The following is a 25,754-nucleotide window of genomic DNA, read 5'->3' on the forward strand; positions in this document are numbered from 1 at the left end:
CGGGCGATGGCCGAGCCGCTCCAGCGCCGCCACGACCGGGCGGTCGAGCAGCGCCGCGCCTGGGTCGACGACCATGACGACGGGATCTCGACGCTCGCGCTGTCCGGCCCGTCCGTCACCATCCACGGCGCGTTCAACCGCGCCACCGACGCCGCCCGCGCCAAGCCGAAGGACGACCCCCGCACCTTCGACCAGTACCGCTTCGACGCGCTCATGGAAGTGCTGCTCACCGGGCAAACGCCGGAGGATCTCCACGGCATCAACCCGGTCAGCGCGACCGTGACGATCACGATCCCCGCCACCGAGCTGCTCAAGCGCACCGACGATGCCGACGAGCCGCAGCTGCGGTTCTCCGGCGCCCTGGAGGGCGGGGCGCTCGTCGACGCCGCCACCGTGCGGGCACTGGCCTCCGAGACGATCACCTGGGAGCGGCTCTTCCTCCACCCCGTCACCGGCGTCCCGGTCGCGGTCGACACCTACAAGCCCAACCGGGCCATGCGGCGCTGGCTGCAGCGCCGCGACGGCCGCTGCCGCTGGCCCGGCTGCACCAACCGCGTCTCCCGCGCCGACGCCGACCACACCATCGCCCACGCCGACGGCGGACCCACGACCCTCTCGAACCTCGCGCACCTGTGCCGACGACATCACCTGATGAAGCACGCGACCGCCTGGACCGTCCGCCAGCTCGACCAGGGCGTCCTCGAATGGACCAGCCCCACCGGCAAGATCTACCTCGACGAACCCGAACCCGCCGGACCCGCGTTCCTCGACCGCACACCCGACTACTGGGGCCACCCCAGCGACGAACCGGCCAAGTGCACCGCGAGCGACCCGCCATGGGCACACCTGCAGGACTGCACCTGCGACCTCGCGGGCACAGCACGCTGATCACCGCGCGTCGCGCGGCGCCCTGACACCCTGACGCCCTGACGCCCTGACGCCCTGACGCCCTGACGCGACGGTCTCGATGGCCGATGCGATCGCGACGCGCGCCGACAGCGACGTGCCCGCTCCCGACATCCATAGGCGGCAGCGACGCCTGCCCGAGCGGCGGCCGGTAGCGTTGCGGGGTGCGCTCCAGGCTCGTGACCCGACCCGCCCGGCGCGGCTCCGCCCGCGCGGGCGCCGCGCTCGTCGCGGGCGCGACGGTCGCGCTCGCACTCGCCGCCTGCATCGCGGCCCCCGCCTCGGTGCCGGAGGATCCCGCGATCCCGGCCAGCGCATCCCCCGTCTTCACCGACCTGAGCCCGGCGCCGACGACCAACGGACCGACCGAGCCGCCCGTGCCGACGACCGCGCCGGGCGAGTTCTCGTACGGCGACACCGTCGTCGTGCACACCGAGCGCGGCTCGACGTGGGAGATCACGGCGCTGCGCTCGATCGACCCTGCCGACTCGCTCGCCGCCCAGTCTGGCGCCTCGCCCCGCGCGGGCGAGCGCTTCGTCGTGCTCGAGCTGGAGATCGAGAACGTCGGCGTCGTCACGACGCACCCGATGTTCGACATGACGTTCGCCTATCAGCCCGACGGCGGGCCGTTCTCGGACCAGAACTCCGCCTCGACTGCCGCCGCTCCCGACGACCTCGGCTACGTGTGGGAGATGCGGCCGGGTGATCGCGAGACCGCCCAGGTGATCGTCGCGGTGCGCGAGGACGACCCGACCGGCTCGTGGGTCGTGAGCCCCTCGGCGTCGGGCATCGACGGCGCGACGCTCTACCGCTGGCGCTGAGGCGAGCGCCCGGCGGCGGCCTGCGTCACAGCTGGCAGCCCGGGCACCAGTAGAGCTTGCGACCCTGCATCGTCTCGAGCGCGATCGCGGTGCCGCAGCGGCGGCACGGCAGCCCCTCGCGCTTGTAGACCCAGTGCCGGTCGGCGCGGTTCGCGAGCGCCGCCGCCCGACGCGCGCCCCGCAATCCGTCGATCGTGAGCATCTGCCCCGTCTCGACGCCGATGCGGAGCAGCTTCACCCAGTCGCGCCAGAGCCTGCGCAGCTCGTCGTCGGTCAGCTGCGAGCCGGGCCGGTGCGGATCGATCGCAGCGCGGAAGAGCAGCTCGGCGCGGTAGACATTGCCGATGCCCGCGACGACCGACTGGTCCATGAGCAGCTGCCCGATCGGCTGGTTCGACCTCGATGCGCGCTCGACGAAGCGCTCCTCCGCACGGCGCTTCGACTCGGTCGGCGCCTCGGGGTCGGGCCCGAGCCGCTGCGCGAGCGCCTCGACCTGGCGGTCGTCGAGCACCTCGCACACGGTGGGACCGCGCAGGTCCGCGACGGCGGTGTCGGTGAGGATGCGCACCCGCACCTGCCCGATCGGGTCGGGCGGGAAGGCGGTCACCGCCGTCGCGGTCTCGTGCTCCCCCGCGCGCAGCCGCGTCAGCCGCGGCGCGCCGATCGAGTGGATCGAGTCCTCCGACTCGCCCTCGGTGCCGGCCCCGCGCATCCCCGTCTGCCCCATGCGCCCGTCGGCGGCGAGGATCGTCGGATCGAGCGAGATGTCGCCCGCGAAGTCCCACGCGCCGTAGATGCCGAGGTGCACGTGCAGGAACCGGTCAGGAGCGTGCGCCGTGCCGTCGAAGCCGACGAGCAGGTGCTTGCCGATCGCATCCGACGCCGTGATCTCGCGCCCGTCGAGCTCGGCCGCGCCGACGGCGAAGCGGCCCTGCGGGCTCGACACGGCAGCCGTGCGGCCGACGAAGTTCGCCCGGAACTGCCGGGCGATGCGATGGACGGAATGCCCCTCCGGCATCAGCGGATCTCGTGGCCCGCGATGCCGCCCGTCATCTCGTACTCCCCCAGCTGCGCGATGCGGCGCGCGTGCCGCTCGGCGCCGCTGAAGGGCGTGGCGATGAAGGCGTCGATGATCTCGAGCATCTCGGCCTCCTCGTGCTGGCGCGCGCCGACGGCGACGACGTTCGCGTCGTTGTGCTCGCGCGCGAGCTCGGCGGTGCGGAGGCTCCACGCGAGCGCCGCGCGCACGCCCTCGACCTTGTTGGCCGCCATCTGCTCGCCGTTGCCCGAGCCGCCGAAGACGACGCCGAGCGCCTCGACGCCCGCGTGCTGGTCGCGCACGACCGCGCGTGCCGCGTTGATGCAGAACGCCGGGTAGTCGTCCTCGGCGTCGTACTCGGTCGGGCCGTGGTCGACGCACTCGTGGCCGCGCTCGGTCAGGTGCTGGACGAGCCGCTTCGACATCTCGAAGCCGGCGTGGTCGGTGGCGATGTGGATGCGCATCACGCCTCCTGCGGATCGGTCGCGTCGGTCGCGAACACGGGCCCGCGGGTGCGCGAGCGCTTGAGCTCGAAGAAGCCGTCGATCGATGCCGCCGCGACGATGCCGTCGAAGAGCTTGAGCGCTGCCTGGCCCGTGGGCGCGGGGCTGATGACGGGGCCGAAGAACGCGACGTCGTCGACGGCGATGACCGGCGTGCCGACGTCGTCGCCGACGAGGTCGATCGCCGCCTGGTGGCTCGCGCGCAGCGCCTCGTCGTGCTCCTCGGTCTCCTCCGCGAGCGCCGCGTCGAGACCGGCGGCCTCGAGCGCCTCGGCGATGATCGCGTCGTCGTCCTTCCGGCGCTCGTGGTGGATGCGCTCGCCGAGCGCGTCGTACAGCGCCTTGACGGCCGCGTCGCCGCCCCCGGCGCGCGCCGCGGTCGCGAGCCGCGTGAGCCGCATCGAGCGCGGCATGCGCGCGGCGTACTCCTCGGGCAGGTCGCGGCCCTCGTTGAGCACGGCGAGGCTCATGACCTGCCAGTCGACGTCGAAGCCGCGCGCCTCGGCGACCTCGCCGAGCCAGCGGCTCGTCATCCACGCCCACGGGCACGTGGGGTCGAACCACATGCGGACGCTCGTCGGCTGCTCGGTCGTGACGTCGGTGCTCATGCCTCGATGCTATCCGGGCGGGCACTTCCGGGTCCCTGCGGGCACCGGGCGCCCGGGCGCGCGCGACTACGCTGGAGGGCACTGCCCACCAGCACCTGAGAGACAAGGGAGTGCCAGCGTGCCCGGAGAGAACCTCACCCGCGCCGAGGCCCAGGAGCGCGCCGCGCTCGTCGAGGTCGACAGCTACGAGATCCACCTCGACCTCACGACCGGCGACGAGGTGTTCCGCTCGACGACGACGGTGCGCTTCCGCGCTCGCGAGGGTGCGTCGACCTTCATCGACCACATCTCCCGCGAGGTGCACTCCGTCGTGCTCAACGGCACGGAGCTCGACCCGGCGCTCGTGAACGACGGCGTGCGCATCCAGCTCGACGACCTGCGCGACGACAACGCCCTGACGATCGTCTCCGACGCGCTCTACGTCAACACCGGCGAGGGCCTGCACCGCTTCGTCGACCCGGTCGACGGCGAGGTCTACCTCTACTCGCAGTTCGAGGTGCCCGACTCCCGCCGCGTCTTCGCCGTCTTCGAGCAGCCCGACCTCAAGGCGACGTTCCGCTTCACGGTCGTCGCGCCCGCGCGCTGGCAGGTCGTCTCGAACCAGCCGACGCCCGAGCCGGTCGTCGAGGGCGACACCGGCACGTGGAGCTTCGAGCCGACCCCGCGCATCTCGAGCTACATCACCGCGCTCGTCGCCGGCCCGTACACCGTCACCCGCTCCGAGCTCACCTCGAGCGACGGCCGCACGATCCCGCTCGGCATCTTCTGCCGCTCTTCGCTCGCCGAGCACATGGACGCCGACTACATCTTCGACACGACGCGCAAGGGCTTCGCGTTCTTCGAGCAGCAGTTCGGGGTCGCCTACCCGTTCGAGAAGTACGACCAGCTCTTCGTGCCGGAGTTCAACGCCGGCGCGATGGAGAACGCCGGATGCGTGACGTTCACCGAGGCGTACGTCTTCCGTGCGCAGGTCACGGACGCCATGCGCGAGCGCCGCGTCGTCACGGTGCTGCACGAGCTCGCCCACATGTGGTTCGGCGACCTCGTCACGATGCGCTGGTGGAACGACCTGTGGCTCAACGAGTCGTTCGCGGAGTGGGCCTCGACGCTCGCGACCGCCGAGGCGACCGAGTGGACGGGCGCGTGGACGACGTTCCAGGCGATGGAGAAGACCTGGGCGTACCGCCAGGACCAGCTGCCCTCGACGCATCCGATCGTCGCCGAGATCCGCGACCTCGAGGATGTGCAGGTCAACTTCGACGGCATCACCTACGCCAAGGGCGGCTCGGTGCTCAAGCAGCTCGTCGCCTGGGTCGGTCTCGAGTCGTTCATGGAGGGCGTCGGCGCCTACTTCCGCAAGCACGCGTGGGGCAACACCGAGCTCGCCGACCTGCTCGCCGAGCTGGAGGCCGCGAGCGGCCGCGACCTCGGTGAGTGGAGCCGCCTGTGGCTCGAGACGGCCGGCGTCAACACGCTGCGCCCGACGCTCGAGACGACGCAAGACGGCATCATCACCGCCTTCTCGATCGAGCAGACGGCGCCCGCGGAGTGGCCGACGCTGCGCCCGCACCGCCTCGCGATCGGCTTCTACGACGAGGTCAAGGGCAAGCTCGTGCGCCGCGAGCGCATCGAGCTCGACGCGGCAGGCCCGGTCACGAACGTGCCGCAGCTCGTCGGCCACCTGCGCCCCGCCCTCATCCTGCTCAACGACGACGACCTCGCCTACGCGAAGATCCGCCTCGACGAGCAGTCGATGGCGACGGCGCTCGCGAGCCTGCGCGACATCGACGACCCGCTCGCGCGCGCCCTCGTGTGGGGTGCCGCGTGGGACGCGACGCGCGATGGCGAGACGCCCGCGAGCGACTACGTCGACCTCGTGCTCGCGAACATCGGCGCCGAGACCGAGTCGACGACCATCCGGCTCGCGCTCGCGCAGCTCGCCCAGGCGGCGCGCACCTACGTGCACCCCTCGCGCCGGGCTGCGACGATCGAGCGCATCGGCGACGCGCTGTGGTCGCTCGTGCTGGATGCCGAGCCCGGCTCCGACGCGCAGTTCCAGTTCGTCGGCGCCTTCGCGGGCCTCGCCTCGACCGAGCGGCACGTCGACGCGCTCCGCGGCCTGCTCGACGGCTCGCGCGCCCTCGACGGGCTCGAGGTCGACGCCGACCTGCGCTGGCAGCTGCTCGACGGCCTCGTGCTCAACGGCGCGGCGGGCGAAGCCGAGATCGCGGCGGAGCTCGCGAGCGACGACACCGCGACCGGCCGCCAGTTCGCCGCCCGCGCGCGCGCGACGATCCCCACGGCGGAGGCCAAGGAGGCCGCGTTCGCGTCGGTCGTCGACCAGGCGGGCGCCTCGAACATGATCGTGCGCTACACGGGACTCGGTCTCGTGCACGTCAACGACGCATCCAGCCTCGACGCCATCGTCGACCGGTACCACGAGGCGATCCACGGCATCTGGGACACGCGCACCTACCAGGTCGCGGAGGGGCTGCTCGTCGGCCTCTACCCCGCCGTCGTCGCCGACGAGCGGCTCGCGCGCACGACGCGCGAGTGGCTCGAGCGCAATGAGTCGGCCGCGCCCGCGCTGCGCCGCATCGTCGTCGAGCACCTCGCCGGCGTCGAGCGCGCGCTCGAGGCGCAGGAGCGCGACGCCTGATCGGGAGCGAGATGCTGACTGCAGCGACGGATGAGACGACGGCGACCGGCTGGGCCGCCGTCGCCGAGTGGTGGGAGAGCTGGGGCCAACCGGTCGGCGTGCTGCTCACGATCGTGGGCGCGTTCGTCGCCTTCTGGATCGTCAGGGCGGCGATCGGCCGCGTCGTGCACGGCGTCGTCTCGGGCGTCAAGCGCAGGGCCGACGCCGCCGACACCGAGGCGCTCTCGAACTCGCCGCTCGCGCAAGTGCGGGTCGTGCAGCGCACGCGCGCGATCGGCAGCGTGCTCAACACGCTCGCCGCGTGGGTCATCGGTGCGCTCGCGCTCATCCTGATCCTCTCGATCCTCGGTGTGAACGCCGCGTCGCTCGTCGCGATGGCGGGCTTCCTCGGCGCCGCCGCGGGCGTCGGCGCCCAGGGCGTCATCAAGGACTTCCTCAACGGGCTGTTCATGGTGTTCGAGGACCAGCTCGGCATCGGCGACGTCGTCGACCTCGGCGAGGCGTCAGGCGTCGTCGAGTCGGTCGGCATCCGCGTCACCCAGGTGCGCGACGTCCACGGCACGCTCTGGTACGTGCGGAACGGCGAGGTCGTCCGGGTCGGCAACAAGTCGCAGGGCTGGGCGCGGGTGCTGATCGACCAGGCGGTCCCCTACGACGCCGACGTCGACGCGGTCGAGTCCCGGCTGGTCGAGATCGCGACCGCGATGAGCGAGGAGCCCCAATGGCTCGGCCGCATCATCGACAAGCCCGAGACCTGGGGGATCCAGTCCGTCTCGGCCGAGGCCGTCGTCATCCGGCTCGTCGTGCGGACGCGCGCGAGCGCGAAGGACGACGTCGCGCGCGAGCTTCGCCGCCGCGTCAAGGCAGGGCTCGACGAGATCGGCGTCGAGCTGCCGTCGCTGCAGAAGGTCGTCGTCCAGGGCATCGAGGACGGTCGCTGATGCCCTCGATGCACGAGGCGGTCGGCGGCGAGGCGTTCTTCCGCGCGCTCGTGCACGAGTTCTACGAGCGCGTGTGGGCCGACGACGTGCTGCGCCCGATGTATCCCGCGCACGACCGCGCGGGCGCCGAGGATCGGCTCCGCATGTTCCTCGAGCAGTACTGGGGCGGCCCGACGACCTACGGCGAGCAGCGCGGCCACCCGCGGCTGCGCATGCGCCACGCCGCCTACGAGATCGACCCGGATGCGCGCGACCGGTGGATCGCGTGCATGCGCGGCGCGCTCGACGCGCTCGAGCCCGCGCCGCTGCTGCGCGCCGAGATCGAGGACTACTTCGAGCGGGCCGCGACCTCGATGCTCAACCGCAACCCGCTCATCCGCTGACCCCACCCTCAAGGAGGAGCACCATGGCCGACGACGTCCTGGTGATCGGCGCCGGCCTCGCCGGCCTCGTGACCGCGAGCGAGGCGCTCGAGCGCGGGCGCCGCGTGCGCATCATCGACCAGGAGGGACCGCACGCGATCGGCGGCCAGGCCTACTGGTCGTTCGGCGGGCTGCTGCTCGTCGACTCCCCCGAGCAGCGCCGGCTCGGCATCGCCGACTCGCCGGGGCTCGCGCGCGCCGACTGGGCGGCCTCGGCCGGCTTCGACCGCGACGAGGATGCGTGGGCCCGGCAGTGGGCGGACGCCTACCTCGACTTCGCCCACCGCGAGCTGCGACCGTGGCTGCGCGAGCTCGGCGTCGGGCTCTTCCCCATCGTCGGGCACGCCGAGCGCGGCGCGCGGACCCCGGGCGGCCACGGCAACACCGTGCCGCGCTTCCACATCGTCTGGGGCACCGGCCCGGGCCTCGTCGCCCCCTTCACGCGACGCCTGCGCGACGCCGTCGCCGACGGCCGGGCGCAGCTCTCGTTCCGCCACCGCGCCGAGCGGCTGCTCGTCGAGGACGGCCGCGTCGTCGGCGTCGCGGGCTCGCGGCTCGCGCCCGACGTGACCGTGCGCGGCGAGCCCTCGAGTTGCGAGCCGGTCGGCGCCTTCGAGCTGCGCGCCGACTCGGTCGTCGTCGCGACCGGCGGCATCGGCGGCGAGCTCGAGCGCGTGCGCGAGCTGTGGCCCGCGCGCCTCGGCGCCGCGCCCGAGACGGCCGTGCGCGGCGTGCCGCTGCACGTCGACGGCTCGGGGCTCGCGATCGCGGCCGAGGCGGGCGCGCGGCTCGTGAACGGCGACCGCATGTGGCACTACACCGAGGGCATCCGGAGCTGGGATCCGGTCTGGCCCCAGCACGGCATCCGCATCCTCCCCGGTCCCTCGAGCCTGTGGATCGACCACCTCGGGCGCCGCTTGCCCTCCCCCAACTACCCCGGCTTCGACACGCTCTCGACCCTCGAGCACCTCCGCTCAGTCGGCGCCGAGCACTCGTGGTTCGTGCTCACCCAGTCGATCGTCGAGAAGGAGTTCACGCTGTCGGGCTCCGAGCAGAACCCCGACCTCACCGGCAGGAGCCTCCGCCGCCTCGCGCAGCGCGTGCTGCCCGGCGCGCCCGCGCCCGTGCGGGCGTTCCTCGACCACGGCGAGGACTTCGTCGTCGCCGGCAGCCTCACCGAGCTGCTCGACGGCATGGAGCGGTTCGGCCCCGGCCTCGACCGGGCGGCCGTCGTCGCCGCGATCCACGAGCGCGACGAGGCCGTCGCCGACCCCGCGTCGACCGATCCGCAAGCGGTCGAGATCCGCCGCGCGCGAGAGTACGTCGGCGACCGGCTCGTCCGGACCGCCGCTCCCGACCGCATCCTCGACGAGCGCCACTGGCCGCTCATCGCCGTGCGCCTCCACACGCTAACGCGCAAGACCCTCGGCGGCATCCAGACCGACCTCGACTCGCGCGCCCTCGACGTCGACGGCGCGCCGATCCCGGGACTCTTCGCGGTCGGCGAGGCCGCGGGCTTCGGCGGCGGCGGCGTGCACGGCTACCGCGCGCTCGAGGGCACGTTCCTCGGCGGATGCCTCCACACGGGGCTGCGGGCCGGTCGCGCCGTCTGAGCCGGGACAGCGAAGCGCCCCGTCCGCGCGGGACGGGGCGCTTCGCTTCGAGCGGTCAGTGCGTGAAGTTGCCGCGGTAGTGCTCGTACACCCAGCCCACGAGCGTGATGAGCAGCAGCGCGGCCGAGATCGGGATGAGGAACGTCGGGCCCGTGACCGAGAGGAACACCAGCGCGAGCGCGAAGCCCACGCCGATCGGCCACCAGCTCCACGGGGAGAAGTGCCCCTCCTCCGGGTCGGCGTCGTCGATCTCGGCGTCGAGGCGGTCGGAGGGGTGCTCGACCCCGCCCTGGCCGCGCCACACGAGCACGAGGTAGAACCCGATGAGGCCCGACATGAGGCCCGTGAGCGCGAGGCCCAGGGTGCCGGTCCACTCGACGCCGCCGTCGTACGCGAGCATGTGCCAGATCGTGTACGCCGCCGAGCAGAGGAAGAAGAAGGCGGTCAGGATCGCCATCAGGATGATGTTGACGCGCATGTCAGCGCACCTCCTCGTCCGAGAGATCCACGACCGGACGCTGCGGAGCGTCCTTGAGCGCGCCGACCCCGACGCCGTACTGCATGCCCGCGTTCGGGTGGTGCAGGTCGAACGCCGGCGACTCCGAGCGGATGCGCGGGATCGAGTGGAAGTTGTGGCGCGGCGGCGGGCAGCTCGTCGCCCACTCGAGCGAGCGGCCGGTGCCCCACGGGTCGTCGACCATCACGCGCGGCGCGGTGCGCGCCGTGATCCAGACGTTCCAGAGGAACGGGATCATCGAGAGGCCGAGGATCATCGAGCCGACCGTCGACACCTGGTTCATCCACGTGAAGCCATCCTCCACGAGGTACGTGTAGTACCGCCGCGGCATGCCCATCACGCCCAGCCAGTGCTGGATGAGGAACGTCATGTGGAAGCCGATGAACAGCATCCAGAAGTGCACGTGCCCGAGCCGGTCGTTGAGCATCTTGCCCGTCCACTTCGGCCACCAGAAGTAGAAGCCGGCGAACATCGCGAACACCACGGTGCCGAACACGACGTAGTGGAAGTGCGCGACCACGAAGTACGTGTCGGAGATGTGGAAGTCGAGCGGCGGCGAGGCGAGGATGACGCCCGTGAGCCCGCCGAACGTGAACGTCACGAGGAACCCGAGCGTCCAGAGCATCGGCGACTCCCACGTGATGGAGCCTCGCCACATCGTGCCGATCCAGTTGAAGATCTTCACACCGGTGGGCACCGCGATGAGCATCGTCATGAGCGCGAACCACGGCAGCAGCACCGTGCCGGTGACGTACATGTGGTGCGCCCACACCGTGACCGACAGCGCCGCGATGGCGATCGTCGCGCCGACGAGCGTGTTGTAGCCGAAGATCGGCTTCCGCGCGAACACCGGGATGATCTCGGAGATGATGCCGAAGAACGGCAGCGCGATGATGTACACCTCTGGGTGCCCGAAGAACCAGAACAAGTGCTGCCAGAGCACGGCTCCGCCGTTGGCTGGATCGTAGATGTGGCCGCCGAGGATGCGGTCCATCGCGAGGCCGAACATCGCGGCCGCGAGCACCGGGAAGACGACGATCACGAGGATCGACGTGATGAGGATGTTCCAGGTGAAGATCGACATCCGGAACATCGTCATGCCGGGCGCGCGCATCGTGATGATCGTCGTGACGAAGTTGACGCCACCCATGATCGTGCCGAAGCCCGAGAGGCCGAGGCCGAGCACCCACAGGTGCCCGCCGATGCCGGGCGAGAACGCGGTCGTCGACAGCGGCGTGTAGGCGAACCAGCCGAACGAGGCGGCGCCCTGCGGCGTGAGGAAGCCCGCGACCGCGATGAGCGAGCCGAACGAGAACAGCCAGTACGCGAGGGCGTTGAGGCGCGGGAACGCGACGTCCGGGGCACCGATGTGCAGCGGCATCATGACGTTCGCGAAGCCTGCGAAGAGCGGCGTCGCGAACATCAGCAGCATGATCGTGCCGTGCATCGTGAAGAGCTGGTTGTACTGCTCCTCCGTCGGCACGACCTCGAGGCCTGGCGCGAACAGCTGGGCGCGGATCAGCAGCGCCATGACGCCGGCGATCAGGAAGAAGAGGAACGACGTGATCAGGTAGAGGTACCCGATCGTCTTGTGGTCAGTGGTGGTGATCCACTTGACCAGCACGTTGCCCTTGCGCTCAGCCCCCGGGCTCAACGCCGGTCGCGTCTGCGTACCGGGCGTCACCGTGGCAGTCATCAGCGGTCCTCGCCTTCGTTGGTCGTGTCGACGTCCGCGTCGCGGTCGGGGTCGACGTTCTCGTCGCCGGAGAAGGGGTTGATCGACTCGCCGATCTCGCCCACGAAGCCCTGCTGCTCGAGGCTCTCGAGGTACGCGTCGTACTCCTCGGGGCTCACGAGCTCGACGTTGAAGAGCATGTACGCGTGGTACTCGCCGCAGAGCTCGGCGCACTTGCCGCGCAGCACGCCCTCCTGGTCACCGGTCTCGAAGTACATCTGGTTGGTGATGCCGGGCAGCATGTCCTTCTTGTAGAGGAACTCCACCACCCAGAACGAGTGCGCGACGTCGCGCGCCTCCAGCGTGATCTCGATCGACGAGTTCGTCGGGAGGTACAGCGTCGGCAGCGAGTCGGCCCGCATCTGGCCCGTCTCGGGGTCGTTCTGCACCTGGATGCCCTGGTAGTAGACCGGGTCCTGGCCCTCGCGCTCGTAGACGAAGTCCCACGACCAGCGCTTGCCGTAGACGGTGAGCGAGTAGTCCGGGTCCTCGATGGGCTCCTCGATGATCGCCTGGTCACGCGCCGTGAAGGCGAAGAAGCCGGCGACGAGCACGACGGGCACGATCGTGAAGAAGATCTCGATCGGCATGTGGTACCGCAGCTGCACCGGCAGGCCGGTCTGGCCGCGGCGGCGGCGGTACGCGATCGCGGCCCAGATCATCAGGCCCCACGTGATGATGCCGACGCCCATCAGGACGATCCACGAGGTCGTCCAGAGCCCCATGATGCGGTCGACGTGGTTCGTCAGGCCCGGCTCGGAAGGCATGTACCCCTGCAGCTGAGCCTGGGTGCATCCCGCGAGCGCAAGAGCGACGACCACCGCGACCGGGGCGGCGATCCAGCGAGATCGACGATTGCGCAATGTCTTCCTCCGAGTCGTTGAGCAGTCTGCTTCGATCCTAGTACCCACAGACGGCGCTCAGGCCCCGGCGACGCTCCTCCCAAGCGGCCGTGCAACGGCGAAGCGCCGCGGCTCCAGAGGAATCCGCGGCGCTTCGGCGTGGGGCCTTGCGTCGGTCAGTGGAAGGAGTCCCCGCAGGCGCAGGATCCGCCCGCGTTCGGGTTGTCCATCGTGAAGCCCTGCTTCTGGATCGTGTCCTCGAAGTCGATCGTCGAGCCGTCGAGGTAGGGCACGCTCATGCGGTCGACGACGACCTCGACGCCGTCGAAGTCGCGCACGACGTCGCCGTCGAGCATGCGCTCGTCGAAGTAGAGCTGGTAGATGAGCCCCGAGCATCCGCCCGGCTGCACGGCGACGCGCAGCCGCAGGTCGTCGCGGCCCTCCTGGTCGAGCAGGCGGCGCACCTTGTCGGCGGCCGTGTCGGTGAGCATGACGCCGTGCGTCGCGACATCCGTCATGGTTCGCTCCCTTCGAGTCGGCCGGGCTGGACCGGCGTCCCCCAGTCTACGCCTCGAGGTCTCCCGCGCGCGCGAGCAGCAGCGCCTCGGCCCCGATCGCGCGCTTGAGCACCCCGAGGTGCTGCGACTCGTTCGGGCTGTGCGCCATCGTGCCGGGGTCCTCGACGCCCGTCACGAGGATCTGCGCGCCCGGGAACTGGGCGACGAGGTCGGCGATGAATGGGATGGACCCGCCGATGCCGGTCTCGACGGGCTCCGCACCCCACGCATCCGCCATCGCTCGCTTCGCCTCCGCGGCGCCCCAGCCCGTCGCGTCGACGAGGAAGGGGTCGCCGAGGTCGACGTCGGTGATCTCGAGGTGCGCGCCGAACGGCACGTGCGCGCGCAGGTGCCGCTCGATCGCGGCGAACGCGTCGGCGGCCGACTGGCCCGGCGCGATGCGCGTCGAGAGGCGGAAGCGCATCGTCGGGAGGATCGTGTTGGATGCGTCGGGCACGCTCGGCGCGTCGACGCCCGTGATCGTCGCGGCCGGCTTCGCCCACAGGCGGCGCAGCAGCGGCCCGGTGCCGATGAGCTCGACGCCGTCGAGCACGGCGGCCTCGTCGCGGAGGTGCTGCTCCGACTGCTCGGGCACGTCGAGGTCGGCCTCGGTGAGCCCCTCGATCGCGACGGAGCCCTCGTCGTCCCAGATGGTCGCGGCGAGCTTCGCGAACGCGAGCATCGCATCGGGCACCGCCCCGCCGTACATGCCGGAGTGGCTCGCGTGGCCGAGCGTCGTGATGCGCACGTTGAGCGCGACGTTGCCGCGCAGCGCGACGGTGAGCGAGGGCGTCTCGGTCGACCAGTTGTCGCTGTCGGCGACGACGATGACGTCGGCGCGCAGCGCGTCGGCGTGCAGCTCGAGGAAGCGCTTGAAGGAGCGCGAGCCGTGCTCCTCCTCCCCCTCGATGAAGAGCGCGAGGCCGACCTCGGGGTCGAGCACCTCGGCGAGCGCGCGGACGGCGGCGATGTGCGTGATGACGCCGGCCTTGTCGTCGGAGGCGCCGCGGCCGTAGAGGCGGCCGTCGAGCTCGGTCGGCTCGAACGGCGGCGTGCGCCAGAGCGCCTCGTCGCCCCACGGCTGCACGTCGTGGTGGGCGTAGAGCAGGATCGAGGGCTTGCCGCTCCGCGCCGCGCGGGTCGCGAGCACGGCGGGCTGGCCGAGCTCGTCGGTGTCGCCGATCGGCGCGCGCTCGATCGAGACGCGCTCGAAGACGCCGGTGCCCTCGGCGAGCGCCGCGACCGCCTCCGCGCTCTCCTGCACGCGCGCGGGGTCGTAGGCGTCCCACGAGACCGAGGGGATGCGCACGAGCGCCTTCAGGTCGTCGACGGCGCGGGCGAACCCGGCCTCGACGGCGGCGAGGATGGCCTGGTCGCGCTCGGGGAGGGCGCTGGGGTCAGCGGAGGCGTGAGTCATGCGCTCGATCCTAGGCGGCTCGAGCACGTGCGCGGCGGTAGGATGAGGGTTCACCTGGCCGACAACGAGAAGGACCTCCCCGTGGCCCTGTTCCGCCGTTCCGCCGACGACAAGGCCGTCGCCGCTCCCGCGCCCGAGGCTCGTCGCACGCCCAAGCAGTCGGAGCAGGTCGCCCGCAACCGCCGGCCGCTCGTGCCGGAGGACCGCAAGGAAGCCCGTCGCCAGATGCAGGACAAGATGCGGGCGGAGCGCGAGAAGGCGCGCCGCGGCTTCGAGGCCGGCGACGAGAAGTACCTGCCCGCGCGCGACAAGGGCCCCGTGCGCCGCTACGTGCGCGACTTCGTCGACGCGCGGCTCTCGATCGGCACGCTCGCGATGCCGATGATGATCGTCGTGCTCGTGATGACGTTCGTCAACGACCCGCAGTGGCGCCTCATCGCGAACCTCGTGCTGTGGGGCTTCGTGATCATCGTCGTGCTCGACTCGGTCTTCATGGCGTGGCAGCTGCGGCGCGCGATCCGCGGCAAGTTCGGCGAGAAGGATGCGAAGGGTCACGGCTGGTACGCGACCATGCGATCGGTGCAGCTGCCCTTCATGCGCATGCCGAAGCCGAAGACGAAGCTCTTCAAGTACCCGGAGTGATCGGGTCGCCGGCCGATCAGCCGGCGAGCAGCCCGCGGTTGACCTCGCGCGCCCAGCCGGGCCCGCGGTAGATGAACCCCGTGTAGCCTTGCACGAGCGCGGCGCCCGCGTCGAGCCGAGCGCGCACGTCTCCGGCGGTCTCGACGCCGCCGACCGACACGACGTCGATCGCGGCGGGCAGCTGGGCCCGCAGCAGGCGCAGCACCGCGAGCGAGCGCGACGCGACGGGAGGGCCCGACAGGCCGCCCGCGCCCGCGCGAGCCACCGCATCCGCCGCCGTCCGCAGCCCGTCGCGGCGGATCGTCGTGTTCGTCGCGACGATGCCGCCGAGCTCGAGCCGCGTGGCGAGGGTGGCGATGCCCGCGACCTGCTCGTCGTCGAGGTCGGGCGCGATCTTGACGAGCACGGGCACGGCGCCCGCCGCCTCGCGCACCGCGGCGAGCAGCGGCTCGAGCAGCCGCTCCTCCTGCAGACCGCGGAGGCCCGGGGTGTTGGGCGAGGAGACGTTGACGGCGAGGTAGTCGGCGACCGGCGCGAGCAGGCGCGCGGAGTGCAGGTAGTCGGCCTCGACGGCTGCGGCGTCGTCCGCGTCGACGACGCGGCTCTTGCCGATGTTGACGCCGATCACGGGGCGGGAGCGCGCCTCGCGAGCTGCGGCGATGCGCTCGGCGGCGGCCGCCGCTCCCCCGTTGTTGAAGCCCATGCGATTCACGAGCGCGCGGTCGTCGACGAGCCGGAAGAGCCGCGGCCGGTCGTTGCCGGGCTGCGGGCGCGCCGTGATGGTGCCGACCTCGACGTGGCCGAAGCCGAGCGCGCCGAGGCCAGCGATCATCGTCGCGTCCTTGTCGAAGCCCGCGGCGATGCCGAAGGGGGTCGGGAACTCGCGGCCGAGCGCGCGCGTCGTGAGCCGCGCATCCGTCCGCACGCCGGGGCGCGCGGCGCCGATCGCGCGGATCGCGGCGGCGCCGAGGTGGTGCGCGCGCTCGGGGTCGATGTGCGCGAAGCCGTGCCGGAAGAGCAGGTCGTAGGCGGTCACCGCTCGTCCTCGGCGCCGTCCGCCGCCGCGGCGCGCTCCTCGCGGAGCGCCCGGATGGCCGACTCGAAGTCGTCGAGCGAGTCGAAGGCGTTGTAGACGCTCGCGAAGCGGAGGTAGGCGACCTCGTCGAGCGCGCGCAGCGGCGGCAGCACCGCGAGGCCGATCTCGTTCGCGTCGATCTGGCTCGCGCCGGTCGCGCGCACGGTCTCCTCGACCGCTTGCGCGACGCTCGCGAGGTCGGCGTCGGTGACGGGGCGGCCGCGCACGGCCTTCCGCACGCCCTCGATGACCTTCTCGCGCCGGAAGGGCTCGAGCACGCCCGAGCGCTTCACGACCGAGAGGCTCGCCGTCTCGACGGTCGTGAACCGGCGCCCGCACTCGGTGCACTGGCGCCGGCGGCGGATCGCGGTGCCGTCGTCGGTCGTGCGCGAGTCGACGACGCGCGAGTCGGGATTGCGGCAGAACGGGCAGTGCATCAGCGCGCCTCCTCGAATCGGGCGTCGATCGCCTCGCCGTGCGCGGGCAGGCCCTCGGCGCCGGCGAGCGCGACGACGTCGGCGCGCACCGCCTCGAGCGCCGCGCGATCGTAGCGCACGACCTGCTGCGGCCGCAGGAACGTCGCGGCGCCGAGGCCCGCGACGCGTCGCGCCTGGCCGCCCGTCGGCAGCACGTGGTTGGAGCCGGCGGCGTAGTCGCCGAGGCTCACGGGCGCGTGCGCGCCGAGGAAGATCGCACCGGCGTGGCGGATGCGCGCGAGCACCCCGTCGTCGTCGCGGGTCTGGATCTCGAGGTGCTCGGGCGCGTAGGCGTCGCTCACGCGCACGGCGGCCTCGAGGTCGGCGACGAGCACGATCGCCGACTGCTCGCCGGCGAGCGACGTCGCGACGCGCTCGGCCGCGGCGGTCGCGGCCGCGCGGCGGGCGACGGATGCGTCGACCCGGTCGGCGAGGTCGGCGCTGTCGGTCACGAGCACGGCCGCCGCGAGCTCGTCGTGCTCGGCTTGGCTCACGAGGTCGGCGGCGACGAGCTCGGGGTCGGCGGAGTCGTCGGCGATGACGAGGATCTCGGTCGGACCGGCTTCCGCGTCGACGCGCACGCGGCCGGCGACGGCGCGCTTCGCGGCGGCGACGAAGACGTTGCCCGGGCCGGTGACGACGTCGACGGGCTCGAGCCCGATGCCCGGCACGCCGTGCGCGAAGGCGCCGACCGCGCCGGCGCCGCCCATCGCGTAGACCTCGTCGACGCCGAGCAGCGCGCACGCCGCGAGGATCGTCGGGTGCGGGAGCCCGCCGTGCTCGGCTTGCGCGGGGCTCGCGACGGCGATCGAGCCGACGCCCGCAGCCTGCGCCGCGACGACGTTCATGACGACGCTCGAGGGGTAGACGGCCTTGCCGCCCGGCACGTAGAGGCCGACCCGGTCGACCGGCTGCCAGCGCAGCTCGACGACCGCGCCCGGCGCGAGCTCGACGGAGGTCGGCGGCGGCACCTGGGCTGCGGAGCCGACGCGCACGCGGGCGATCGCCGTCTCGAGCGCGGTGCGGACGGTCGGCTCGAGCGCGTCGAGCGCCTGCTCGACCGCCTCGGCCGGCACGCGGAGCTCGGCGGGCCGCACGCCGTCGAAGCGCTCGGCCTGCGCGACGAGCGCTTCGGCGCCGCGCTCGCGCACGTCGGCGATGAGCTCTTGCGCCGCGGGCAGCGCGCGCTCGACGTCGACAGCGGGCCGCGGCAGCAGCGCGCGCAGCTCCTGATCCCCGGGCAGCGTCGTGAGGTCGAGTCGTCGGAGCATGACCTCCATCGTATTCGCGCTGCGCCCCGCCCGTCGCGAGCGGTCACTTCCGCCCGCGAGCGGTCGAGTCAGCCCGCGAGCGGTCAACTCCGCGCGTGAGCGGTCAACTCCGCGCGTGAGCGGTCAACTCGGCCTGTCTCGACTGACCGGTCACGGGCTGAAGTGACCGGTCAGGGGCTGGAGTGACCGCTCGCGTGCGGAAGTGACCGCTCGAGAGCCGCGGTCAGGCGATCGAGGCGGGCCCCAGCAGGCTCTTGATCTCGCCGAAGAGGTCGCTCGAGACGCGCACCTTCTGCGGCAGCGAGAAGACCCGCAGCACCTCGGGGCGCTCGAGCGCGAGGCGCACGTCGGTCGGCCCCGAGTGCCGCTCGAGCAGCGTGCGCAGCTCGCGCATCGCCGTCATCGACGCGCGCCGCTCCGGGATCCGCAGCTCGAGCGGCCTCGACTCGTCGACCGGCTGCACGTCGGGGGTGTCGATCGAGTTGGCATGCAGCGTGAAGCCGTCGTCGCGCGTGCGCACGCGGCCGCGCACGACGACCACCTGGTCGGGCACGAGCGCTGGGCGGAACTCGGTGTAGGTCTTGCCGAGCACCATGATCTCGATCTCGCCGCCGAAGTCCTCGACGGTGATGATGCCGTACTGGTTGCCGGAGTTCCGCGCGACCCGGTGCTGCGCGCTCGTGATGAGGCCCGCGATCATGACGGTGTCGCCGTCCTCGGCCGAGTCCCCGAGATCCTGGATCTGGTGCGTCGCGTGCTTCGCGAGCTCGAGCTCGAGCCCCGAGAGCGGGTGGTCGGAGACGTAGAGGCCGAGCATCTCGCGCTCGAACGCGAGCTTGTCCTTCTTGCCCCACTCCGGCCGGTCGGGCACCCGGTCGGCGACCGTGTCGAGGTCGTCGAAGATGTCGCCGAAGAGGTCGACCTGGCCGTTGGCCTCGTTCCGCTTGATCGAGACGGCGGCATCCACCGCATCCTCGTGGATCTCGAGCATCGCGCGACGCGTCGCGCCCAGGCTGTCGAACGCACCCGACTTGATGAGCGACTCGACCGTGCGCTTGTTCGCGACGCCGAGCGGCACCTTCTTCAGGAAGTCGTGGAAGCTCGAGTAGGCGCCCTCGCGCGTGCGGGCGGCGATGATGCCGTCGACGACGCCCTCGCCCACGTTCCGCACCGCGCCGAGGCCGAAGCGGATGTCGTCGCCGACGGCGGTGAAGTAGAGCGACGACTCGTTGACGTCCGGCGGCAGCACCGTGATGCCCATGCGGCGGCACTCCGAGAGGTAGAGCGCCATCTTGTCCTTCGAGTCGCCGACGCTCGTCAGCAGCGCCGCCATGTACTCGGCCGGGTAGTGCGCCTTGAGGTAGGCGGTCCAGTAGGAGATGACGCCGTACGCGGCGGAGTGCGCCTTGTTGAACGCGTAGTCGGAGAAGGGCAGCAGGATGTCCCACAGCGCCTTGACCGCACCGGCCGAGTAGCCGCGCTCGAGCATGCCGCCCGAGAAGGCCTCGAACTGCTTGTCGAGCTCTGCCTTCTTCTTCTTGCCCATCGCGCGCCGCAGGATGTCGGCCTGGCCGAGCGAGTAGCCGGCGACCTTCTGCGCGACCGCCATCACCTGCTCCTGGTAGATGATGAGGCCGTAGCTCTCGGAGAGGATCTCGGCGAGCGGCTCCTCGAGCTCCGGGTGGATGGGCGTGATGTCCTGCAGCCCGTTCTTCCGCAGCGCGTAGTTCGTGTGCGAGTCGGCGCCCATGGGGCCGGGGCGGTAGAGCGCGATGACGGCCGAGATGTCCTCGAACGAGTCGGGCTTCATGAGCCGCAGGAGCGAGCGCAGCGGCCCGCCGTCGAGCTGGAAGACGCCGAGCGTGTCGCCGCGCTGCAGCAGCTCGTACGCGCCGCGGTCGTCGAGCGCGAGGGTCTCGAGGTCGAGCTCCTCCCCCCGGTTCGCGCGGATGTTGTCGAGCGCATCCGAGACGATCGTGAGGTTGCGCAGCCCCAGGAAGTCCATCTTGATCAGGCCGAGCGACTCGCACGCGGGGTAGTCGAACTGCGTGATGATCGCGCCGTCCTGCTCGCGCTTCATGATCGGGATGATGTCGATGAGCGGGTCGGACGACATGATGACGCCCGCCGCGTGCACGCCCCACTGGCGCTTGAGGTTCTCGAGGCCGCGCGCCGTCTCGAAGACGGTCTTCGCATCCGGGTCGGTCTCGATGACCGCCCGCACGTCGCCGGCCTCCTTGTAGCGCTCGTGCGTCTCGTCGAAGATGCCCGAGAGCGGGATGTCCTTGCCCATCACCGCGGGTGGCATCGCCTTCGTGAGCTTCTCGCCCATCCCGAACGGGAAGCCGAGCACGCGGGATGCGTCCTTCAGCGCCTGCTTCGACTTGATCGTGCCGTACGTGACGATCTGGGCGACGCGCTCCGAGCCGTACTTCTCGGTCACGTACCGGATGACCTCCGGGCGCCGGCGGTCGTCGAAGTCGATGTCGAAGTCGGGCATCGAGACGCGGTCGGGGTTGAGGAAGCGCTCGAAGATGAGGCCGTGCTCGAGCGGGTCGAGGTCGGTGATGCGCATCGCGTACGCGGCCATCGAGCCCGCGCCCGAGCCGCGCCCGGGCCCGACGCGGATGCCGTTGTCCTTCGCCCAGTTGATGAAGTCGGCGACGACGAGGAAGTAGCCGGGGAAGCCCATGTTCGAGATGACGCCCATCTCATACTCCGCCTGCCGGTGCACCGCCTCGGGGATGCCGCCCGGGTAGCGGCGCTCGAGGCCCACCTGCACCTCGTGGCGGAACCACGACTCCTCCGTGTGCCCCTCCGGCACGGGGAAGCGCGGCATGTAGTTCGCCGACTCGTCGAACTGCACGTCGCAGCGCTCGGCGACGAGCAGCGTGTTGTCGCTCGCGCCCTCGAGGTCGCGGAAGAGGTGGCGCATCTCGGCGGCCGACTTGACGTAGTAGCCGCCGCCCTCGAGCCGGAAGCGGTTCGGGTCGTCCATCGTCGAGCCCGACTGCACGCACAGCAGCGCCTCGTGGCTCTTCGCGTCGGCGGCGTGCGTGTAGTGCAGGTCGTTCGTCGCGAGCAGCGGCAGGCCGAGCCGCTTGCCGATCTCGAGCAGGTCATCCTTGACCCTCCGCTCGATCTCGAGCCCGTGGTCCATGATCTCGAGGAAGTAGCTGTTCGCGCCGAAGAGGTCGCGGTAGCTCGCCGCGGCGTCGAGCGCGGCGTCGAACTGGCCGAGCCGCAACCGCGTCTGCACCTCGCCAGAGGGGCAGCCGGTCGTCGCGATGAGCCCCGTCGAGTAGCGCTCGAGCAGCTCTCGGTCCATGCGCGGCTTGAAGTAGAAGCCCTCCATCGAGGCGTACGACGAGAGCCGGAAGAGGTTCGCCAGCCCCTCGTTGTTCTCGGCGAGCAGCGTCATGTGCGTGTACGCGCCGCTGCCCGAGACGTCGTCGCCGGGCGACGCGTCGGCCCCGCCCCACTTCACGCGCGTCTTCTCGCTGCGGTGCGTGCCGGGCGTGATGTACGCCTCGGTGCCGATGATCGGCTTGACCCCCTGCGCGCGCGCCGCCTTCCAGAACTCGTACGCGCCGAAGACGTTCCCGTGGTCGGTCATCGCGACCGCCGGCATGCCCTCCGCCTGCACGGCCTTCATGAGCTCGTTGATGCGAGCGGCGCCGTCGAGCATCGAGTACTCGGTGTGGACGTGGAGGTGCGCGAAGGAGTCTGCCATGGCCCCTCGATCCTACGGCGGGGAGCCCACCGCGGGCGGCGGCGCGCTCGCCCCTGCTACTCCTCGCGCAGCACCTCGAGCGCGTGCGCGAGCTCGGGCGCGGGCTGGGAGGAGAAGACCGCCCACTCCCCCGTGCCGGGGTGCTTGAAGCCGAGCCGCACCGCGTGCAGCCACTGCCGCTCGAGCCCGAGCCGGGCGCTCACCGTCGGGTCGGCGCCATACATCGCGTCGCCGAGGCACGGATGCCTCCTGGCCGCCATGTGCACGCGGATCTGATGGGTGCGCCCCGTCTCGAGCTGCACCTCGAGCAGGCTGCCGCCGCGGAACGCCTCGAGCGTCTCGTAGTGCGTCACGGCGTGCTTGCCGCTCGAGACGACCGCGAAGCGCCACTCGTGGTTGGGATGCCGCCCGATGGGCGCGTCGATCGTGCCGGCGAGCGGATCGGGGTGGCCCTGCACCGCCGCGCGGTAGATCTTCTCCACCTCGCGGTCGTGGAAGGCGGCCTTGAGCCGCGAGTAGGCGCGCTCGCTCTTCGCGACCACCATGAGCCCGCTCGTGCCCGCGTCGAGCCGGTGCACGACGCCCTGGCGCTCGGCCGCTCCGGAGGTCGCGATGCGGAAGCCGGCGGCGGCGAGCGCCCCGACGACCGTCGGCCCCTGCCAGCCCATGCTCGGGTGCGCTGCGACGCCCGCGGGCTTGTCGACCACGACGATGTCGTCGTCGTCGTGCACGACGCCGAGGTCGGGCACGGGCGTCGCGACGATCGTGGGTTCCTCGCGCGGCTGCCACGAGAGGTCGAGCCACGCGTCGCCGCGCAGCCGGTCGGACTTGCCGAGCACGGCGCCGTCCTGCACGGCGCCGCCGCTCTCGAGCATCGCGACGACCGCGGTGCGCGAGAGGCCGAGCAGCCGCGCGATGCCGGCGTCGGCGCGCGAGCCGTCGAGCCCGGGCGGCACCTGCAGGAAGCGGGACTCCATCAGTCGCGCGCGCCCTCTGCGTCAGCACCCGGCTCGCCGGTCGCATCCGCCGCCTTCGGCTCGTCGGTGTGCCGCTGCCCGTCGAGGCCGATGTTCAGCAGCACGAGCAGCACGATGCCGATCATCGACGAGACGATGAAGATGTCGGCGATGTTGAAGATCGCCGGGAAGCCCCACACCTGGATGAAGTCGACGACGTGGCCGACGAAGAAGCCCGGCTCGCGCGTGAGGCGGTCGGTGAGGTTGCCGAGCGTGCCGCCGAGGAGGCCGCCGAACGCGGCCGCCCACCAGATGGAGCGGATGCGTCGCAGCTGCGTGATGATCACCACGACGACCGCGGCGGCGAGGATCGTGAAGATCCAGGTCGAGCCGGCCGCGAGCGAGAACGCCGCGCCCGGGTTGCGAACGAAGTGCCACTGGAGCACCTCGCCGAGCACCTGCCGGCGCTCCCCCTCGGCCATCTCGGCGATGACCCACTCCTTCGCGAGGAAGTCGCCGAGCCAGACGAGGGCCGCGACCCCGAGCACGAGCCCCAACGTGCGCCAGGAGCGCGCCGCCGGGGCCGCGCTCGGGGTCTCGGGTGCAGCGTCGAGCGTCACCGAGCGGCTCAGCTGCCGCCCTGGCCGCCGAAGGCGAGCGACGACGACCGGTCGAGGTCGCGCAGCTGGCTCTCGATGTAGCCGCGCAGCTTGAGGCGGTAGTCGCGCTCGAAGCTCTTGAGCTCGTCGATCTTCTGCTCGAGCAGGCCCTTCTGCTCGTCGAGGCGGGCCTTGGTCTGGTCGAACTCCTGCTCGAGCAGCGACTTGCGCTCCTCGGCGGCCTCCTCGATCTGCTGGGCGGTCTGCTCAGCGGCGGCGATGAGCTCGTCGCGCTTGCGCTCGCCCTCGGCGACGTGCTCGTCGTGCAGGCGCTGCGCGAGCACGATGAGGCTGTTCGCCTCGGTCTGCACGGGGCTCGACGCCTCGGCCGCGGGCTCGGGCGCGGACTGCGCGGCGCTCTCCTGCTGCTCGGCGAGCTGCTGCTTGAGCTGCTCGTTCTCGGCGCGCAGCGCGTCGAGCTCGGCGGTGTCGGGCTCGCCGGCCGCGACGGGCTCGGCCTGCTCGACCGGCGCGGCGTCGCGCTCGGCGAGCTGCTGCTTGAGCTGCTCGTTCTCGGCCCGCAGGGCGTCGAGCTCCGCGGTGTCGACCTCGGCGGCCGGCGCGGGCTCGGCGGGGGCGATGCCCTGGCGGAGCTGCTCGTTCTCGGCCCGGAGCCCGTCGTTCTCCTCGATGAGGCGACGCAGCTCGGTGACGACCTCGTCGAGGAAGTCGTCGACCTCGTCCTGGTCGTAGCCGTCGCGGAAGCGCGTCGTCTCGAAGCGCTTGTGGACGACGTCGTCAGGAGTCAGTGCCATGGCTTGCCTTTCTTCGTCGGCTGCCCGGCCCGAGCGGGCCCGCAGCGCAGATTCACTGTACCCGCCCTCGGACGGCATCCTGTCGATCCTAGCCAAGCGCCGACCGAGCGCGCGCTCAGGCTGGCAGGAGCCGGAATGGACCGACGATCGTCATGAGGAGCAGCAGCGCGAGCATGAGCACGACCATCGCGAGGTCGAGCATCGCGCCGCCGACGCGCACGGGCTTCACGAACCGGCGCACGAACCGCAGCGGCGGGTCGGTCAGCCGGAGGATCCACACCGACACGACGAGCCAGAAGCCCGTCGGTCGCCAGTCGCGCCGCACCTGCCGCACGAGATCGACGACGATGCGCGCGAAGAGGAGGTAGAACGCGAGCAGCGCGGCGGAGTGGACGACCCAGGCGAGGATCGAGACGAGCACCACGGAACGCGCGTCAGTGCGAGAAGACGGCCGAGTCGGCGTCCTCGTCGATCGAGCGCGCGCCGGAGACGGCGATGTGCTCGGGCGTCAGCAGGTAGACCTTCGTCGTCACGCGCTCGATGCGGCCCTCGAGGCCCTGCGTGAGCCCGGCGGAGAAGTCGATCAGGCGACGCGCGTCGCCGTCGGTCATCTGCGACAGGTTGATGATCACGGGCGTGCCGGCGCGGAACGCCTCGGCGATCGCCTTCGCGTCCTTGTACTGGCGCGGGTGCACCGTGAGGATCTCGCTCATGTCGTTCACCTTCTGGCTCGCGCGGAGCTTCGTGACGGGTGCGCGGCGCGGCTCTTCGGCCGCGCGCTCGCGCACGGGCTGGGGCGCGCGCTCCTCGTGCTCGGCCCGCTCGACAGGACGGACCTCCTGGGTCAGCTCGTCCTCCTCGGCGAAGCCGAAGTAGATCGCTGCCTTCTTGAGTGCGTTGCTCATGGGATCCTCCTCGTGGCTGGGTTCACGCTACAAGCCGGTCGCACGGTTTCCCGTGATTGCCGTGCCGATGCGCAGGTGTGTCGCGCCGTGGTCGAGCGCCTCGCGCCAGTCCCCGCTCATGCCGGCGGAGATCCAGTCGGCGGCGGGGTCGATCGCCCGCACGCGCTCGGCGAGCGCGGCGAGCCGCTCGAAGGCGCGCGCCGGCTCCTCGCCGAGCGGGGCGACCGCCATGACGCCCCGGAGCCGGAGCGCCGGAGATGCCGCGACGCGCTCGGCGAGCGCGTCGAGCCGAGCCGGCGCGACGCCGCCCCGGTCGGGGTCGTCGGTCAGGTTGATCTGCACGAGCGCGTCGCGCACGGGGCGCTCGTCGCCCGGCTCGCCGCCCTCGAGCGCCTCGACGAGCTCGTCGGAGTCGATCGAGTGCAGCACGTCGGCGTAGCGGGCCACCTGGCGCGCCTTCTTGCGCTGCAGCTGGCCGACGAAGTGCCACGTGAGTCCGAGACCCTCGAGCTCCACCGCCTTGTCTCGCGACTCCGGGTGGCGGCTCTCGCCGAAGTGCCGGTGCCCCGCCTCGGCGAGCTCGCGCACGAGCGACGCGGGGTGGAGCTTCGTCACGACGACGAGCGTCACCTCGCGCCCGCGGCGCGCGCCCTCGAGCTCGTCGAGGAACGCGGCCAGGCGGGCGGCGGGGGTGTCGGTCAC

General features: G+C 71.8%; 25 protein-coding genes. 7 read left to right on the forward strand and 18 right to left on the reverse strand.

Annotation, left to right across the window (positions count from 1 at the left end):
• Both ACP7BI_RS12230 and ACP7BI_RS12235 read left to right on the forward strand, forming a co-directional pair.
• A partial coding sequence (locus ACP7BI_RS12230) for a DUF222 domain-containing protein (RefSeq protein WP_425846692.1) occupies positions 1-888 on the forward strand: 888 nt, incomplete at its 5' end.
• A gap of 182 nt (positions 889-1,070) precedes the next feature.
• Positions 1,071-1,727 carry a hypothetical protein gene (locus ACP7BI_RS12235; RefSeq protein WP_425846695.1) on the forward strand — a complete coding sequence of 219 codons (657 nt, stop codon included), beginning with the start codon at positions 1,071-1,073 and terminating at the stop codon, positions 1,725-1,727.
• A 25-nt stretch (positions 1,728-1,752) separates the two neighbouring features.
• Here the strand turns inward: ACP7BI_RS12235 and ACP7BI_RS12240 are convergent, their stop codons facing one another.
• Genes ACP7BI_RS12240 through ACP7BI_RS12250 form a run of 3 tightly spaced genes read right to left on the reverse strand, consistent with a single transcriptional unit; the run spans position 1,753 to position 3,877 of the window.
• Positions 1,753-2,745 carry an Fpg/Nei family DNA glycosylase gene (locus tag ACP7BI_RS12240; RefSeq protein ID WP_425846698.1) on the reverse strand — a complete coding sequence of 331 codons (993 nt, stop codon included), beginning with the start codon at positions 2,743-2,745 and terminating at the stop codon, positions 1,753-1,755.
• Positions 2,745-3,230, reverse strand: coding sequence for a ribose-5-phosphate isomerase (locus ACP7BI_RS12245; RefSeq protein ID WP_425846700.1), 486 nt, complete (start codon positions 3,228-3,230; stop codon positions 2,745-2,747). Before ACP7BI_RS12245 ends, ACP7BI_RS12240 begins: the two co-directional genes overlap by 1 nt.
• Complete coding sequence (locus ACP7BI_RS12250; RefSeq protein WP_425846703.1) at positions 3,230-3,877, reverse strand: DsbA family protein; 648 nt, start codon at positions 3,875-3,877, stop codon at positions 3,230-3,232. Before ACP7BI_RS12250 ends, ACP7BI_RS12245 begins: the two co-directional genes overlap by 1 nt.
• A 118-nt stretch (positions 3,878-3,995) precedes the next feature.
• On the opposite strand from ACP7BI_RS12250, the gene pepN reads away from it, so the two are divergent.
• The 4 genes from pepN to ACP7BI_RS12270 are packed head-to-tail and all read left to right on the forward strand — an operon-like array spanning position 3,996 to position 9,512.
• On the forward strand, positions 3,996-6,536 hold the full coding sequence (gene pepN / locus ACP7BI_RS12255) for an aminopeptidase N (protein WP_425846706.1): 2,541 nt from the start codon (positions 3,996-3,998) through the stop codon (positions 6,534-6,536).
• Between the two features lie 11 nt (positions 6,537-6,547).
• Entirely contained in the window at positions 6,548-7,477 is a 930-nt protein-coding gene (locus ACP7BI_RS12260) for a mechanosensitive ion channel family protein (RefSeq protein ID WP_425846709.1), read from the forward strand.
• Positions 7,477-7,860 (forward strand): globin, encoded by a 384-nt coding sequence (locus ACP7BI_RS12265; protein ID WP_425846712.1) that lies wholly within the window; start codon positions 7,477-7,479, stop codon positions 7,858-7,860. The genes ACP7BI_RS12260 and ACP7BI_RS12265 overlap by 1 nt, the downstream gene beginning before the upstream one ends.
• Positions 7,861-7,883: 23 nt before the next feature.
• On the forward strand, positions 7,884-9,512 hold the full coding sequence (locus ACP7BI_RS12270; protein WP_425846713.1) for an FAD-binding dehydrogenase: 1,629 nt from the start codon (positions 7,884-7,886) through the stop codon (positions 9,510-9,512).
• A gap of 55 nt (positions 9,513-9,567) precedes the next feature.
• Here the strand turns inward: ACP7BI_RS12270 and ACP7BI_RS12275 are convergent, their stop codons facing one another.
• The 5 genes from ACP7BI_RS12275 to ACP7BI_RS12295 all read right to left on the reverse strand — a co-directional run bounded on the left by ACP7BI_RS12275 (position 9,568) and on the right by ACP7BI_RS12295 (position 14,580).
• Positions 9,568-9,990 (reverse strand): cytochrome c oxidase subunit 4, encoded by a 423-nt coding sequence (locus ACP7BI_RS12275; RefSeq protein WP_425846715.1) that lies wholly within the window; start codon positions 9,988-9,990, stop codon positions 9,568-9,570.
• Between the two features lies 1 nt (position 9,991).
• On the reverse strand, positions 9,992-11,725 hold the full coding sequence (gene ctaD / locus ACP7BI_RS12280) for a cytochrome c oxidase subunit I (RefSeq protein WP_425846717.1): 1,734 nt from the start codon (positions 11,723-11,725) through the stop codon (positions 9,992-9,994).
• A complete protein-coding gene (gene coxB, locus ACP7BI_RS12285) occupies positions 11,725-12,531 on the reverse strand; it encodes a cytochrome c oxidase subunit II (protein ID WP_425846719.1) in 807 nt (268 codons plus the stop codon). The genes ctaD and coxB overlap by 1 nt, the downstream gene beginning before the upstream one ends.
• Before the next feature lie 251 nt (positions 12,532-12,782).
• A complete protein-coding gene (locus ACP7BI_RS12290; protein WP_211449491.1) occupies positions 12,783-13,124 on the reverse strand; it encodes a HesB/IscA family protein in 342 nt (113 codons plus the stop codon).
• 46 nt (positions 13,125-13,170) lie between these two features.
• Positions 13,171-14,580: a dipeptidase gene (locus tag ACP7BI_RS12295; protein ID WP_425846722.1), complete on the reverse strand. Its 1,410-nt coding sequence runs from the start codon at positions 14,578-14,580 to the stop codon at positions 13,171-13,173.
• Positions 14,581-14,622: 42 nt separating this feature from the next.
• Between ACP7BI_RS12295 and ACP7BI_RS12300 the strand changes: the two genes are divergently transcribed.
• Positions 14,623-15,222, forward strand: coding sequence for a DUF3043 domain-containing protein (locus ACP7BI_RS12300; RefSeq protein WP_425846725.1), 600 nt, complete (start codon positions 14,623-14,625; stop codon positions 15,220-15,222).
• Positions 15,223-15,238: 16 nt separating this feature from the next.
• Here ACP7BI_RS12300 and ACP7BI_RS12305 read toward each other — a convergent pair whose 3' ends face one another.
• From ACP7BI_RS12305 to ACP7BI_RS12350, 10 genes are all read right to left on the reverse strand, one after another.
• Entirely contained in the window at positions 15,239-16,258 is a 1,020-nt protein-coding gene (locus ACP7BI_RS12305) for a quinone-dependent dihydroorotate dehydrogenase (RefSeq protein ID WP_425846727.1), read from the reverse strand.
• Positions 16,255-16,734: a transcriptional regulator NrdR gene (nrdR, locus tag ACP7BI_RS12310; RefSeq protein WP_425846729.1), complete on the reverse strand. Its 480-nt coding sequence runs from the start codon at positions 16,732-16,734 to the stop codon at positions 16,255-16,257. Before nrdR ends, ACP7BI_RS12305 begins: the two co-directional genes overlap by 4 nt.
• Positions 16,734-18,044, reverse strand: coding sequence for a histidinol dehydrogenase (gene hisD / locus ACP7BI_RS12315; RefSeq protein WP_425846732.1), 1,311 nt, complete (start codon positions 18,042-18,044; stop codon positions 16,734-16,736). The genes nrdR and hisD overlap by 1 nt, the downstream gene beginning before the upstream one ends.
• A 223-nt stretch (positions 18,045-18,267) precedes the next feature.
• A complete protein-coding gene (gene dnaE, locus ACP7BI_RS12320; protein ID WP_425846735.1) occupies positions 18,268-21,777 on the reverse strand; it encodes a DNA polymerase III subunit alpha in 3,510 nt (1,169 codons plus the stop codon).
• 56 nt (positions 21,778-21,833) lie between these two features.
• Entirely contained in the window at positions 21,834-22,754 is a 921-nt protein-coding gene (locus tag ACP7BI_RS12325; protein WP_425846737.1) for an RluA family pseudouridine synthase, read from the reverse strand.
• The gene (gene lspA / locus ACP7BI_RS12330; protein WP_425846739.1) at positions 22,754-23,353 is read right to left on the reverse strand and encodes a signal peptidase II; all 600 of its coding nucleotides are present in this window, start codon (positions 23,351-23,353) and stop codon (positions 22,754-22,756) included. Before lspA ends, ACP7BI_RS12325 begins: the two co-directional genes overlap by 1 nt.
• Positions 23,354-23,361: 8 nt before the next feature.
• A complete protein-coding gene (locus ACP7BI_RS12335; RefSeq protein WP_425846741.1) occupies positions 23,362-24,147 on the reverse strand; it encodes a DivIVA domain-containing protein in 786 nt (261 codons plus the stop codon).
• A 115-nt stretch (positions 24,148-24,262) separates the two neighbouring features.
• The gene (locus ACP7BI_RS12340) at positions 24,263-24,571 is read right to left on the reverse strand and encodes a YggT family protein (protein WP_425846743.1); all 309 of its coding nucleotides are present in this window, start codon (positions 24,569-24,571) and stop codon (positions 24,263-24,265) included.
• A 10-nt stretch (positions 24,572-24,581) separates the two neighbouring features.
• Positions 24,582-25,052 (reverse strand): cell division protein SepF, encoded by a 471-nt coding sequence (locus tag ACP7BI_RS12345; RefSeq protein ID WP_425846746.1) that lies wholly within the window; start codon positions 25,050-25,052, stop codon positions 24,582-24,584.
• A gap of 27 nt (positions 25,053-25,079) precedes the next feature.
• Positions 25,080-25,754, reverse strand: a complete 675-nt coding sequence (locus ACP7BI_RS12350; RefSeq protein ID WP_425846748.1) for a YggS family pyridoxal phosphate-dependent enzyme — start codon at positions 25,752-25,754, stop codon at positions 25,080-25,082.

The sequence above is a fragment of the Agrococcus sp. TSP3-2-1 genome, from assembly GCF_049897585.1.
GTDB lineage: Bacteria > Actinomycetota > Actinomycetes > Actinomycetales > Microbacteriaceae > Agrococcus.

What these genes read in the sequence shown, in the direction of transcription:
- ACP7BI_RS12295 (WP_425846722.1), bottom strand. Translation starts at nt 14,580, where the DNA reads ATGACTCACGCCTCCGCTGACCCCAGCGCCCTCCCCGAGCGCGACCAG.
- ACP7BI_RS12335 (WP_425846741.1), bottom strand. Translation starts at nt 24,147, where the DNA reads ATGGCACTGACTCCTGACGACGTCGTCCACAAGCGCTTCGAGACGACG.
- ACP7BI_RS12345 (WP_425846746.1), bottom strand. Translation starts at nt 25,052, where the DNA reads ATGAGCAACGCACTCAAGAAGGCAGCGATCTACTTCGGCTTCGCCGAG.
- nrdR (WP_425846729.1), bottom strand. Translation starts at nt 16,734, where the DNA reads ATGCACTGCCCGTTCTGCCGCAATCCCGACTCGCGCGTCGTCGACTCG.
- coxB (WP_425846719.1), bottom strand. Translation starts at nt 12,531, where the DNA reads ATGCCTTCCGAGCCGGGCCTGACGAACCACGTCGACCGCATCATGGGG.
- ACP7BI_RS12250 (WP_425846703.1), bottom strand. Translation starts at nt 3,877, where the DNA reads ATGAGCACCGACGTCACGACCGAGCAGCCGACGAGCGTCCGCATGTGG.
- ACP7BI_RS12300 (WP_425846725.1), top strand. Translation starts at nt 14,623, where the DNA reads ATGAGGGTTCACCTGGCCGACAACGAGAAGGACCTCCCCGTGGCCCTG.
- ACP7BI_RS12270 (WP_425846713.1), top strand. Translation starts at nt 7,884, where the DNA reads ATGGCCGACGACGTCCTGGTGATCGGCGCCGGCCTCGCCGGCCTCGTG.
- ACP7BI_RS12245 (WP_425846700.1), bottom strand. Translation starts at nt 3,230, where the DNA reads ATGCGCATCCACATCGCCACCGACCACGCCGGCTTCGAGATGTCGAAG.
- ACP7BI_RS12260 (WP_425846709.1), top strand. Translation starts at nt 6,548, where the DNA reads ATGCTGACTGCAGCGACGGATGAGACGACGGCGACCGGCTGGGCCGCC.
- hisD (WP_425846732.1), bottom strand. Translation starts at nt 18,044, where the DNA reads ATGCTCCGACGACTCGACCTCACGACGCTGCCCGGGGATCAGGAGCTG.
- ACP7BI_RS12275 (WP_425846715.1), bottom strand. Translation starts at nt 9,990, where the DNA reads ATGCGCGTCAACATCATCCTGATGGCGATCCTGACCGCCTTCTTCTTC.
- ACP7BI_RS12265 (WP_425846712.1), top strand. Translation starts at nt 7,477, where the DNA reads ATGCCCTCGATGCACGAGGCGGTCGGCGGCGAGGCGTTCTTCCGCGCG.
- ACP7BI_RS12325 (WP_425846737.1), bottom strand. Translation starts at nt 22,754, where the DNA reads ATGGAGTCCCGCTTCCTGCAGGTGCCGCCCGGGCTCGACGGCTCGCGC.
- dnaE (WP_425846735.1), bottom strand. Translation starts at nt 21,777, where the DNA reads ATGGCAGACTCCTTCGCGCACCTCCACGTCCACACCGAGTACTCGATG.
- ACP7BI_RS12290 (WP_211449491.1), bottom strand. Translation starts at nt 13,124, where the DNA reads ATGACGGATGTCGCGACGCACGGCGTCATGCTCACCGACACGGCCGCC.
- ctaD (WP_425846717.1), bottom strand. Translation starts at nt 11,725, where the DNA reads ATGACTGCCACGGTGACGCCCGGTACGCAGACGCGACCGGCGTTGAGC.
- ACP7BI_RS12240 (WP_425846698.1), bottom strand. Translation starts at nt 2,745, where the DNA reads ATGCCGGAGGGGCATTCCGTCCATCGCATCGCCCGGCAGTTCCGGGCG.